This is a genomic window from Mogibacterium diversum (assembly GCF_938028775.1).
GTDB lineage: Bacteria > Bacillota > Clostridia > Peptostreptococcales > Anaerovoracaceae > Mogibacterium > Mogibacterium diversum_A.
The window spans coordinates 31,343-45,130 of sequence record NZ_CALIZG010000013.1; the positions used below are offsets into that span (position 1 = coordinate 31,343).

Consider the following 13,788-nt stretch of genomic DNA (forward strand, 5'->3'; position numbering starts at 1 on the left):
AAATATAGCATAGCAAAACATTACAATCAATGAACAAAAGCACGACATCAAAAGTTTATTTTGTGTCATGCTTTTTAATATAGAAATATTAAATATATAACCTGCGCATAAAGTAGATTAATGGGTTTGCATCATAAAGGTATCCTGCGATATACGAGTTGTTTAATTGTTCGTTTAATGTATGAATATACTGTGGTGCAAACAGCGATGTAAGCGGAAACATGAGGGCAAGGAGCAAAAATATGATGATTGCCCCCTTGATAGAGCCGAACAGAAGTCCAACGCTTGAGTCCACGGTTCCGAGTAAGTTTTTGCTCTTACGTCCACGCATAATCCTTTTTCTAAGGTGCGAAGAAATAATCCATACAACAGACACTATGAGCGAGAAAGAGATAATCGTAATGGAGAGATTTGTAAATCTATTCACGGTCGTAGTAATGCCATCAAGACCAAATGCTTCGAATTTGGTGCGTATCACTTTAGGGATGAACTGTAGTAAATCCATCTCTTGTCCGTTGAATCTCTTCGTTAGCTTGCCCTTCATAAAATCATCGATAGGGAGTGTAAAGAGAAGCGATCTAATCCTATCCGTATTCAGGATGCCAATTATGACCCCACCAGAAACCGCAGCTAGTCTGACAAGGGATTCGAGAAACCCTTGCGACTTGCCACGTAGTGCACATATTAAGAAAATTAATACAATTATAATATCTAATACCATGACTAAATTATCTAACATCTGAGGCATATTATCAATACCACTATTCGTCACCAAAACGGCACAAATGGGTGCTAGAATGAACTTATTAAATTATTGCTATTATTTAAGCTTATACATTTTATGGTTAGGGGGCTATTATGACAGCAGCGGCAGAAAGAATTGCTCAGCTAAGAAAGCTTATGGCAGAGCGAGGCATAGACGCATACGTTATCCCAATGGCAGATTTCCACCAGAGCGAGTATGTAGGCGAACATTTTAAAGCGATTAGATTCGTGACAGGGTTTTCCGGTTCATATGCGACTGTGGCTATTACCAAGGATAAGGCTGGTCTATGGACCGATGGCAGATACTTTACTCAGGTTCTCACAGAATGTGAGGGCAGTGGCATCGAGCTCATGAAGATGTTTGTTGACGATACACCAGGAACTGTTGAGTGGGTTGCACAGCAAGTCTCTGATGGCGGAAAGGTTGCTTTTGACGGAAGAGTGCTATCGATGGGCGATGGGCAGGCATACGAGGAAGCTTTTGCGGGTAGAAATGTAGAAATTGATTACGAACAGGCTCTAGTCGAGGAAATTTGGAAAGACAGACCGGGGTTATCCGAAGAGCCAGCATGGTTCCTAGAAGAAAAGTATAGCGGAGAAAGTACCGGCAGCAAGCTAAATAGAGTTCGTGAGGAGATGAAGAAGGCTGGAGCAAACATCCATCTGGTTGCATCTCTTGATGATGTAGCATGGCTTCTCAATATGCGTGGCAACGATATTGACTTCTTTCCTCTTGTTCTAGCATATGTAATTGTTAGAGAGGATAGTGCGGATTTATATGTTGAAGAGAAAAAGTTAAATGATGACCTCCGCAAGATGCTCAAAGAGAACAATGTAAATGTTCATCCGTACAATGATATATATGAGGATGCTAAGAAGGTCGACGCTAGTGCAACAGCGCTGATTGACCCTATGAAGATGAATTACGCACTGTATAAGAATCTACCATGTAAGGTCGTTCAAGGGGCAAATCCTACGATACTTATGAAGGCTATCAAGAATGAAACCGAGATTAAGAATGTCAGAAATGCAGAGCTAAAGGACAGCGTAGCGCTCACAAAGTTCATCTACTGGCTCAAGAATAACTACGACAAGATGAAGATTACCGAGCTCAGTGCCTCCGAGAAGCTGACTCAGCTGAGAAGCGAGCAGGAGGGCTATGTTAGGGATTCGTTTGAACCTCTACATGCATTTGGGGCACATGCTGCGATGATGCACTACTCTCCAACACCAGAGTCGGATGTAGAATTAAAAGGTGGACAGATGCTGCTTTCGGATACAGGTGGTGGATACCTAGAGGGATCGACAGACATCACTAGAACTACGATTCTTGGATCAATCAGCGATGAGATGAAAAAGTATTACACTGCTGTATATAAATCCATGCAGCACCTATCGGCAGCAAATTTCCTATATGGAAATCACGGATGGTCACTCGACGTACTCGCTAGACAGCCAATCTGGGATTTGAACAAGGATTTTCAGTGCGGAACTGGACACGGCTTTGGCTACCTCGGCAGTATTCATGAGCCACCAACAGGATTCCGCTGGTACATAGTTCCTTCCAAGAATGAGCACCATCAGTTTGAAGAGGGCATGATGGTAACGGACGAACCTGGAATCTATGAAGAGGGTGAGTTCGGAATTCGTATCGAGAACAACTTGCTCACTGTAAAGGGAGAGAAGAATAAGTACGGACAATTTATGCACTTCGAGACATTGAATTTTGTACCTATTGATCTAGATGGAATAGATCCAGATGAGCTTACTAGATCCGAGAAGGAATGGCTCAACGAATATCACAAGGAGTGCTTTGAAAAGCTTTCGCCATATATGAATGATGAAGAGCGTGCTTGGCTCGAGGAATATACGAGAGAGATTTAAAGCTTTACGCGAAGAGTAGATTTTACATCTTAGTTGATGGGAAAATCTGACAATCGTCAGGACCTTAAGAATTATTTGGGTAATTATTCAGATATTTTGATTAATTTTTGCCAAATGTATATTAAATCATATGGCAGGGATGTATAATAAATGTATATTTGTACATGTATGAATGCACAATAGAAATGGAGGAACATTATGCTTAATAAGTCTAAGCTAGAGAGAGTTGTTGCAAAGATGAAAGAGCAGGATATGCCACAGATGATCATCACTGATCCAGTTAGCATCTTCTATATGCTCGACAAGTGGATTATTCCTGGTGAGAGAATGCTCGCACTATACATCAATGTAAATGGAGATGTACAGCTTGTACTCAACAAGCTCTTCCCGCAGACAGAAGATCTTGGTGTACCGCTAACATATTATGACGATATCGAGGAGCCTGTTGGAATTCTAGCTAAGTTCATTGAGAAGGATAAGACTATTGGTATTGATAAGAACTGGCCAGCAAGATTCCTTCTTAAGCTTCAGGATTTAGGTGCTGGAAGCAAGTTCGTAAACGGATCTGTAATCGTTGATAAGGTTAGACAGATTAAGGACGAGCATGAGCGTCAGATTATGAGAGAGTCTGCAAAGAAGATCGACGAGGTTATGGATAAGCTTATTCCTTGGGTTGCGAAGGGCCTAACAGAGAGAGAGCTAAACGCTAAGTGCGTTGAGCTCTGCAAGGAAGTTGGATTCCAGGGTCTATCATTCGATCCTATCACAGCATACGGCAAGGGTGGAGCTGACCCACATCACGTAACTGATGATAGCAAGGGTAAGTATGGAGACTCCGTAGTACTTGATATCGGTGGTATGTGGAATAACTACGCATCCGATACTACAAGAACAGTATTTATCGGAGAGATTAACGACAGGCAGAGAGAAGTTTATAATGTTGTTCTTGAAGCTAACAAGAGAGGTATCGCTGCTGCTAAGCCTGGCAACAAGATGAGCGATGTCGATAAGGCTGCAAGAGACTATATCACAGAGAAGGGTTTTGGCGAGTATTTCACACATAGAACTGGTCACTCAATCGGACTTGAGGATCACGAGGTTGGTGACGTATCTCTCGTAAATGACGAGATTATCGAGCCAGGACAGTGCTTCTCCGTAGAGCCTGGTATCTATCTATATGATGAAGGAATCGGTGTTCGTATCGAGGACATCCTGTACATCACAGAAGATGGATGCGAAGTACTAAACGGATATCCTAAGGAAGAGCCAATCGTTGTTCCTGCGGAGAAATAAAAATTCAATTAAATAAAGGGAGAGATCAATTAATGGCAAAGGTTACAGAAGGTTATATGCCTTTTCTCGGTTTCGAAACTTATTACAGAGTCGTAGGCGAGAGAAAAGAAAATGGCAAAGCACCGCTCATCTGTTTGCACGGTGGACCTGGTTCAACACACAACTACTACGAGGTTCTAGACAATCTCGCAGATGATGATGATCGTCAGATCATCATGTACGACCAGATTGGTTGCGGAAATTCATATCTAGATGGTCATAAGGAACTATGGACTCAGGATACGTGGCTAGATGAGCTAGAGGCTCTAAGAGAGCACCTAGGACTAGACGAGTGCCATATCATCGGACAGTCATGGGGCGGTATGATGCAGATTGCATATGCTATCGAAAGAAAGCCTAAGGGTGTTAAGTCATTCGTTATTTCCAGTGGACATCCATCAAGCAGCCTCTGGGAGAAAGAAGGTCTAAGACGTATTAAGATGATGCCTCAGAATATGCAGGATGCAATCAATCACGCACTTGAGACTGGAGATTTCTCTGGAGAGGCTTATGATGAAGCGGTAGCTGAGTATATGCACAGATACTGTGACTACTGGATTGGTGAAGATGCACCAGAGTGCTGTACACGTCCTAAGAAGGCTGGCGGCGAGGCATACCTATACGGATGGGGTCCAAATGAATTCGCCCCTACAGGTTCGCTAAAGGACTTCGAGTATGTTGATAGGCTAGGCGAGATTAAGATTCCTTCGCTAGTATGCAACGGAATCTCCGATCTCTGCTCACCGTTAATAGCTAAGACTATCGCAGATGGAATTCCAAACTCAGAGTGGATTCTCTGGGAGAATGCAAGACACACATGCTTCGTAGATAGGCATGATGATTACTGCAAAGTGCTCATCGAGTGGCTCAACAAGTACGACAAGTAATCGGCAACCCCGAATTGATTGGTGATTTGTCAGTGTGTAAATAATTGCAAAACAAAAGCGCAGCATTAGAAGATGCAAGTAAGGAATTTTAATGCATTAAAAAAATCGGTATAGTTTCGGAGAAATCCGGCTATGCCGTTTTTCTTTGCTTGTAGTCAGGTAACTGCATCAATGCAGTTATAGACGATTCGGATTCTCTTATCCACTGGTGATTAGGAGATTGTTTGACGGAGGAAAATAAAAAATCCTCCAACAAAAATGTCTTGAAGGAATGGATGCTATAAAATTTCATATTTATTTGGTATAATAACGCTATATTAATGACCTGGAAACGAAAAGGAGATGATATGGGTTTTCCTGAAGAAATAAAAAGAATTAGACAGCGTTCATTCCTCACACAGCAGGATTTCGCAAAGAAAATCGGTGTGGCTTTTTCTACTGTAAATCGTTGGGAGTCAGGACGCGCAAAGCCAAACTTAAAGGCAATGAAAAGCATAAATGCGTTTTGCTTAGAGAATAACATTCCGTATGAAACGATAGAGGAAGCTTGGCTTAACTACAAAATAGAGAAATAGAGGAGCAATACTGCTATGACAGATAAAGAATTGAAAGAGTTAAAAGACACACTATGGCATTCTGCAGATGTTCTTCGTGCCAGTGCTCATTTAGCTGCAAATAAATATGGACAGCCTATATTGGGGCTTATATTCCTTAGATATGCAGATATTTTATACAAACAGCATAAGGGAGAAATTGAAGCTGCATATAATCATCTTGAAGGTGGACGTATGGAAAAATCCATCAAAGAAATCTCTATCGAAAAGTGTGGTTTCTATCTTCCAGAATGTGCTTATTATGACTTCATCAATGATGCACCGGACGATGCAAACAAGGCTGCCCTCGTTAAGAAAGCTATGGAAGCCATTGAAGATGAGAATCCTAAAATGAATGGTGTACTTCCAAAAGAAGTTTACTCTCAGTTAGTACCGGAAGAAGAGCCGGAACTTCTCTCTAATATCGTACGTATTTTCAAGGATATTCCAGAAAATAGCACAATTGATATCTTTGGTGAAATCTATGAGTATTTCTTAGGTAACTTTGCACTTGCAGAAGGTAAGGATGGTGGAACATTCTATACGCCTGCAACTGTTGTTAGATATATGGTTGAAGTATTGAATCCACAGCCGGGTGAAAAGAAGTTCTTAGATCCGGCCTGCGGTTCTGGCGGTATGTTCGTACAGGCTGCACGATACATGCATAATCATAATGCCAGTGAAAGCGATCAGATGACGTTCCGTTGTTATGGTGTGGAAAAAGAACCGGATACTGTAAAACTTGCTAAAATGAACCTTCTTCTTAATAATGTCCGTGGCGATATAACAAAAGCTAACTCATTCTATTCTGATCCGTATAACGCATTTGGTCGGTTTGATTATGTAATGGCTAATCCTCCGTTTAACGTAGATGAAGTTGTGATTGAGAGGGTTTCTGACGATGCGCGTTTCAATACCTATGGTGTGCCAAGAAACAAAAGCAAATCAACTAAGAAGAAATCAGATAAGAAAGAAACTGTACCTAACGCAAACTATTTGTGGATTGGCTACTTCGCTACTGCCTTAAACGAAAATGGCAAGGCCGCACTTGTTATGGCTAACTCTGCTTCTGATGCATCCGGTTCAGAATACGACATTAGAAAGAAAATGATTGAAGAAGGCATCCTCTCACAGATGGTAACTTTACCTTCTAATATGTTCTCATCAGTTACCCTTCCTGTAACACTTTGGTTCTTTGATAAGCAGAAGCCAAACAGTGATAAGAAAAATGAAATCTTATTTATTGATGCAAGAAATGTGTTCACACAGGTAGACAGAGCACATAGAAAGTTTTCCGATGAGCAGATTAAGAACCTTGGCGTTATCACAAAGCTCTATCATGGCGATACACAGGCACTTGTTGACTTGCTTGATGAATACAAAACAGAACTTGCGAATGCACCAGAAACTTCTGATGATAAGGAGGTACTTACAAAAGCATATTGGCAGTCACAGATTGACTGGTTAACAGAAAGATTTCCGGATGGCGTATATACCGATGTTATCGGTCTTTGTAAAGTTGCTCCTATGGACGGAGAAGACGGAATCATTGACCAGGACTATTCTCTTAATGCAGGTCGTTATGTTGGTGTAGTGATTGAAGACGATGGTTTAACTCAAGAAGAATTTAAAGATGAAATGTATTCTTTAAATGCAGAGTTTACTAAATTAAGTGCCGAGGCAAAATCCTTGGAAGAACTCATCGCAAATAATCTGAAAGGATTGTTGGGTGAGTGAGATGGAATATGTGAAATTGGGGAATATTGCAAAATTTCGTTATGGAAAGATGCCTGATAAAGATAAGTTTCTTGACGATGGATATCCTGTTTTCAGCGGATATAGAATAACAGGATATTATAGTGAATATATGGTTGAAAATCCGACTTTAATTGTGGTAGCAAGAGGAGTTGGAGGTACAGGGGATGTAAAAATTTCACCGCCAAAATCTTATATCACGAATCTATCTATCATTGTTGATCTTGATGAAAGTGTTGCAGATATGCGTTACCTATATTATCAATTTGTTTGCAATAATTTGAGATACTTGGATACGGGGGCGGCTCAATCACAAATCACAATAAATAATTTATCAAAACACAAAGCTTTACTACCAAGACTTGTTATTCAAAAAAAGATTTCATCGATATTGACAACTTACGACAACCTAATCGAAAACAACAACAAGCGTATTCGCATCTTAGAGCAAATGGCCGAAAATCTCTACAAGGAATGGTTTGTAAGATTCCGTTTTCCGGGGTTTGAAAATACAAAATTTACAGATGGTATTCCTTCGGATTGGCAGATATTAAGAATGAGTGACTTCTGCTATGTTACTGACGGAACTCATGATACCCCAAAACCTATAAACGATGGTGGTGTTCCATTGGTAACAGGAAAATGCATCAAAAACGGATTTATCGATTTTAATGAACCATATAATATTAGTTATCAAGATCATGAATCAATCTCCAAAAGAAGTGGTTTGCAGACAGGGGATATTCTTTTCAGTAACATTGGAACTGTCGGTACTACATGTTTTGTAAATTATGATAGAGAATTCAGTGTAAAAAATGTCATTATTTTCAAACCCGGTAATATAAAGGTTTCAAATTTTTTATATTCGTGGCTGAATTCTGATTCAATTCAAGCGATATTTGCAACACAAACCAATGGAGCATCGCAACAATTTGTGGGCTTGAATTTTATGAGAAGGTTCAAAATTTTAGTTCCAAACGAGAATGTATTAGATTTATATTCAGATAGAATCAAATCTATACGGACTGAGATAGTTAAATTGCATGATATTAATGAGAATTTGACTAAGCAACGAGATATGCTATTACCACGCTTAATGCGCGGAAAACTTGAAGTTTAAGGAGATGTTCATATGCATAATTTTATATCTGAAGGCGATATAGAACAGGCCATACTTTCAAAATTAAAAGCTGAGCCATTTAAATATGATATCCTCGTTTGCGATGCTGATCCAAGTAAGCGTGATGACTTGAACGATGGTACAGGAAGAAGTTCTAAGAAAGAATGTGTTCTTCCCGATGTTATGATGTCTTCTCTTAAGCGTATTAATCCAGCTATCAAAGAAGATAAAATTAAGGAGATAGTAAAGACACTAAGGCAAGATTATACGGGAACAGACATCATAGATACAAACTACAAATTATATAGACAAATTCGAAACGATATAAAAATCACCGTTCACAGAAACGGAAAAGATGACTTTGATTTTGTAAAGCTAATCGATTTTGAGCATCCTGAGAACAACACTTTCACAGCAGTTTCTCAGATGTGGATTCAGGGGAAGGTCTACTACAGAAGACCGGATATCCTTATCTTCATCAATGGTATGCCCCTTGTGTTTATCGAACTAAAAAATAGCATTGTTAAGATTGAAGAAGCTTACAACAAGAATCTGAAAGATTACATGCGAGATATTCCGAATCTATTTGCATTTAATCAAATTTGTGTGCTCTCAAATGGTTTGGAGACGAAGCTTGGTACATTTAATGCGACCTATGACTATTTCTTTGAATGGCTCAAGGTTGATAGCGAAAAGGAAAATTTGGACAGAGAAGCTATTAGCTCAGCTGAAAATGTAAAAGATAGTTCTGTAAGATACTTTGTAGATGGTCTATTAAAAAAGGATAGATTGATTGATTATATTGAAAACTTCATTCTCTTTGAAAACCAGAGAACCAAGATTATCGCTAAGAACCACCAGTATTTAGGGGTTAATAACCTGATGGAATCTGTGAAAAACAGAAAAGAATTGAACGGTAAGCTCGGTGTTTTCTGGCATACACAGGGTTCGGGCAAATCCTATTCTATGGTTATGTTTGCGCGTAAAGTGAAACGTAAGATTCAAGGTAATTTCTCTTTTCTCGTTATTACAGACCGTGAAGATTTAGATACACAGATTCATAAGAATTTTGTGCGTACAGAGGTTATTGGTTCTAAAGAAGAATGTCAGCCAAAGGACAGCAAGCAGTTAAGAGATTTCTTGACTACGAATAAGGCGTTTATCTTCACGCTGATTCATAAGTTCAGATATGATAAGACAAAGAAATATCCAGTGCTTTCTACTCGTGACGATATTATTGTCCTTGTTGATGAAGCACATAGAACGCAATATAAGGATTTAGCAGAGAATATGAGAACTGCACTTCCGAATGCTAACTTTGTTGCATTTACCGGAACACCTCTTCTTGGCACAAAACGTCTTACAAATCAGTGGTTTGGAGATTATGTATCAGAGTATAATTTTGCCCAGTCTGTTGAAGACGGCTCTACAGTACCTTTATTCTATTCCAGGCGAGTTCCGGAAGTTGGGCTTGAGAACGATTTCCTTGACGATGACCTTGTGGATATTATTGAAGAAGAAAATCTTAACGAAGATGAAACGCGTCTCCTAGAGAATGCGTCTTCACGTATCCTTGAAGTTATCAAGAGAGATGATCGCCTAGATAAAGTGGCGCAGGACATAGCTTGTCATTTTCCGAGACGTGGGTTCCTTGGAAAAGGAATGGTTATATCTGTCGATAAGTACACTGTTGTCAAAATGTATGACAAAGTTCAGCATTACTGGGCTATAGAAAAGCAGAATATCATGAAAGAGCGAAACAAAGCTTCTACCAAAGAAGAATGTGATCAGCTCACTCGCATTCTTGCTTATATGAATAAGGTTGAAATGGCTGTTATCATTTCAGAGGAAAATGATGAAGAAACCAAGTTTGTGAAGCAAGGTCTAAAGATATCTGAGCATCGTGCAAAGATGAAAGAAATCACACCGGACGGCAGAGATATTGAGGATAGATTCAAAGATCCTAATGACTCACTGCAGCTCGTATTCGTGTGTGCTATGTGGCTAACAGGATTTGATGTAAAGAACTTATCTACACTTTATCTTGATAAACCAATGAAAGGCCACACGCTGATGCAGGCGATTGCTCGTGCTAACAGAGTGTATCCTGGAAAACCTGCCGGAATTATCGTTGATTATGTAAATGTATTTAAATACATGAAGAAGGCATTAACTGAATATGCGACTGGTGATGACGGCACAGACTTCCCTGCAAAAGATATTGATCAGCTAATAGGTTATATTGACGGCACTATTGATGAGGCGGATTCTTTCCTAATGTCATTGAACATCGAACTAGAAAAGATAATTGCTGACTCTAATACACTGGATAAACTGGATGCATTAAGAAGTGCTTATGACACTATCGTTGCAAAAGATGATAATAAAGAGAAGTTCAAAGTTATCCTTAACACGTTGACAAATCTCTATGAAGCATCAAAGCCGGAAATTTTCGAGAAGAATTGGAGCAATGATAAGTTTGCACCACTTGTGTATCTACACGGACTTTTATATCACACTATTGATGATGAAAAAGTAGCTAGTGCTAGACAGAAAATGAATCAGGTATTAGATGGTAGTGTTACTGCAAGTCAAGATTTCGTTAATTGTGTGCGCGAGGAACCTGCAAAGTACATGATAAAAGGCACAAAGGCTATTGATCTTTCTAAGGTTGATGTTGAGCAATTGAGAAAAGAAATCAAGGTTGCTGAGTATAAAGCTATTGAGATTAACGACTTGAAGGAATACATTGAACAAGCACTCGAACAGATGCTTAATAGAAACTGTACGAGAACCAAGTTCTCAGAACGTTTTAAGCGCATCATTGATTCCTATAACGCAGGTGGTACTGAAAATGAGGATTATTACGAGCAACTTGTAAAACTTCTTGAAGAACTTCGTCAAGAGGATAATCGTGCTAATACAGAAGGTCTTACTGAAGAGGAATTAGAGATTTACGATTTACTGATTGCAGGAAAGAAATTAACACAAGCTGAAGAACAAAAAGTAAAACTCTCAGCTAAGAATCTTTATAAGAAGCTAGTCGATAATCGTAGTAGTCTTCTGGTAGTAGATTGGTACAAGGATGAACAGCCACGTGCCAAATTGAAATATGAGGTTGAGCTATCGCTGAATGATGATCTGCCTGAAAGTTATGATAAAGCAGCGTTTGATTCTAAGGTATCCTTGCTTATGAATCATTTTGTGGATATGGCGGTTCAAGGATATGGTTGGATTGGTGCTGCGTAAGGAGGTTAAATCATGTTTTTTGATAAAAGAGATTTGAGAGTATTTGACAATGCTGATTCAAGAGCTTATTTTGAGGAAATTCTTCAGTCCTATTATAGTAAGAATTACAGAGCTTCTGTAGTATTGCTTTATTCATTCATTATCTATGACTTATACAATAAATTACAAACAATGGATTCTGAAGGAGATTCCAAAGCAACAAAAAAATTGTCAGAAATAAACAAGATGATTCAGGATGATGAAAAGTACTCGAAGGTCGAAAATGAAATAATCCAATTTTTTAAAGATAATTGTGCGCTGTATTTTGAAAGATTTACAGAAGATATAGATTATCTGAAAAACTGTAGAAATAAATGTGCACACTTGAAGGTTAATGATAATTCTTTGTTTACTCCTAGTGATTACCATGCTAGAATGCTAATCTGTTCCATGTATGATAATATCCTATCGGTAAAAGCCCCGTTTATCATGGATTTATTTTCATTCGTTGAAAACGATGTGGAAGCTTATAGCCAGACAATATCATTTAGTCCAAATAATAGTATTGATGAATCAATTATTACTAACATTAAGAATAAATATTTAGAAAGAATGACGTATGACTCATTAAAGACGTCGTACAAAACATTTATAAAATTATTACTTGTTTCAGAAGATGAACATTGCGAAGAAAACGCAACTGGATTATATATGTTTGCGTATGCAATAACTGAATATTTAATTCAAAATGGGCACTCAAATATTTTCAATGATGATGGTGTATTAAATATCTTTTCTAGAATTCAAATAGATAAACTAAAAGCTAGTGATTTGAAAAGAAATGCATTAGTCGGATTAATTACGACATTTCCGGCTGTGATGGATAGACTTAAAGATTTTGCAGATTTGTTTTCATATATATCCGAATGTGTATTGTTGAAACCTCAGAGTTTATGTTACTATCACGCATTTTATCCAAGAGATAAACAGACAATATATGAGTTTTTCAAAGAACATGATGAACTACACACTCCACAATCAATTAGGACTTTATATAATTCTCTAAAAGAGGATAACAGTTTTTCTCTGGTAGAATTCACTGAACTTATGGCTGGATCTATACCTTCATTTAATGGATTTTGTGATGCGGATTGCTTTATGGCATTTTTTATTGAAAATATAGAATTGTTTGAATTAGAGCAGATAAAGAATATACGCAATATTTATCAATCAAAACCCCAGTGTACGAATCGTGGAAATTATTCATCTGAAGATTTAAAAGTTAAAGAGTATATCGACAAACTAGAAAATCCTGATCGAGTGGAGGGTGCAGAAACAGTACCGGAGGCTGATCTTAACGAAGATTTTCCATTTTAGAAAAATAACCACACTAGAGCAAATCAACACTCTAGTGTGGTTATTCTTTATTCCTCTGCATGAAGGCGGTTACTCAAAAATCTGATGTTTTGTCGAAGCCCTAAGTTACACCACCTTTAGCTGAGCTTTTTCGTGGTCAATTATTTATATGTTATGGCTATCTATATTCATAGTGTCCTGGCACATCGACCTTCCATTCCGGTTTAGTCACCCAGCCTTTAGGCAGATGATCGCCTTTGCACTCGAAGTTAGGATCGGTTTTGCGTTTCTCGGCTATGTATTCATTCCTATGTGCAGCTTGTTCAGCAGGACTATTAAACTCTCTTCCGCATCTACATTTGAAAACCTTTTTCTGTTCGTAGTGACCTTGTTCTGGAACCCAGACCTTGTGCTTCGCTGTAGTTGATGATGAACTAGAAGAGGAGCTTGAAGTATTGGATGTGCTTGAAGAACTTGATTTCTCATTCTTCTTACTCTTATCCTTATCCTTGTCTTTGTTTTTGTCCGTATCCTTGGATTTTTCTTTATCCGAGCCATTTCCTGCGCTTGAACTCGATGAACTGTCGGAGTTCTCTGAACCCCCTTTGCTATCGGTAGAAGCAGCCTCTGTCTGTTTATGCTTCTTCGCATTAGAGTTCTCTTTGGACGCAGCTGAATCACAACCTGTGAGAGCTACTGCGATAATCAGAAGCATCGATAAGATGAAGGCAATCCCGAGTCGCCCACGATTCTTTATTCTCAATTTAGAAATTCTGCCCATAATTTTCTCTATCCCCTATGTATATCTTATTTACCTCATGTCATCCAAATATATAGATATATAGAAAACATACGCACGTACCTGCGG

General features: G+C 38.7%; 10 protein-coding genes. 8 read left to right on the forward strand and 2 right to left on the reverse strand.

The features are described 5' to 3' along the window. Positions 1–88 precede the first annotated feature (88 nt). The gene (locus Q7O90_RS03135) at positions 89–739 is read right to left on the reverse strand and encodes a CvpA family protein (RefSeq protein WP_304127365.1); all 651 of its coding nucleotides are present in this window, start codon (positions 737–739) and stop codon (positions 89–91) included. A gap of 119 nt (positions 740–858) precedes the next feature. Between Q7O90_RS03135 and Q7O90_RS03140 the strand changes: the two genes are divergently transcribed. The 8 genes from Q7O90_RS03140 (at position 859) to Q7O90_RS03175 (ending at position 12,941) form a co-directional block, all read left to right on the forward strand. Then, positions 859–2,649 carry an aminopeptidase P family N-terminal domain-containing protein gene (locus Q7O90_RS03140; protein ID WP_304127369.1) on the forward strand — a complete coding sequence of 597 codons (1,791 nt, stop codon included), beginning with the start codon at positions 859–861 and terminating at the stop codon, positions 2,647–2,649. 198 nt (positions 2,650–2,847) lie between these two features. Further along, positions 2,848–3,942 (forward strand): M24 family metallopeptidase, encoded by a 1,095-nt coding sequence (locus Q7O90_RS03145; RefSeq protein ID WP_304127370.1) that lies wholly within the window; start codon positions 2,848–2,850, stop codon positions 3,940–3,942. A gap of 32 nt (positions 3,943–3,974) precedes the next feature. Beyond that, positions 3,975–4,868 carry a proline iminopeptidase gene (gene pepI, locus Q7O90_RS03150; protein WP_304127373.1) on the forward strand — a complete coding sequence of 298 codons (894 nt, stop codon included), beginning with the start codon at positions 3,975–3,977 and terminating at the stop codon, positions 4,866–4,868. Between the two features lie 347 nt (positions 4,869–5,215). Then, the gene (locus tag Q7O90_RS03155; protein ID WP_304127375.1) at positions 5,216–5,443 is read left to right on the forward strand and encodes a helix-turn-helix domain-containing protein; all 228 of its coding nucleotides are present in this window, start codon (positions 5,216–5,218) and stop codon (positions 5,441–5,443) included. 30 nt (positions 5,444–5,473) lie between these two features. Then, positions 5,474–7,198 (forward strand): type I restriction-modification system subunit M, encoded by a 1,725-nt coding sequence (locus Q7O90_RS03160; RefSeq protein ID WP_304127377.1) that lies wholly within the window; start codon positions 5,474–5,476, stop codon positions 7,196–7,198. Position 7,199: 1 nt separating this feature from the next. Then, on the forward strand, positions 7,200–8,336 hold the full coding sequence (locus Q7O90_RS03165; RefSeq protein ID WP_304127380.1) for a restriction endonuclease subunit S: 1,137 nt from the start codon (positions 7,200–7,202) through the stop codon (positions 8,334–8,336). Between the two features lie 12 nt (positions 8,337–8,348). Next, positions 8,349–11,585, forward strand: a complete 3,237-nt coding sequence (locus Q7O90_RS03170) for a type I restriction endonuclease subunit R (RefSeq protein ID WP_304127383.1) — start codon at positions 8,349–8,351, stop codon at positions 11,583–11,585. Between the two features lie 12 nt (positions 11,586–11,597). Next, positions 11,598–12,941 carry a hypothetical protein gene (locus Q7O90_RS03175; protein WP_304127386.1) on the forward strand — a complete coding sequence of 448 codons (1,344 nt, stop codon included), beginning with the start codon at positions 11,598–11,600 and terminating at the stop codon, positions 12,939–12,941. A 157-nt stretch (positions 12,942–13,098) separates the two neighbouring features. Here the strand turns inward: Q7O90_RS03175 and Q7O90_RS03180 are convergent, their stop codons facing one another. After that, on the reverse strand, positions 13,099–13,701 hold the full coding sequence (locus Q7O90_RS03180) for a hypothetical protein (RefSeq protein WP_304127388.1): 603 nt from the start codon (positions 13,699–13,701) through the stop codon (positions 13,099–13,101). Positions 13,702–13,788: the final 87 nt, after the last annotated feature.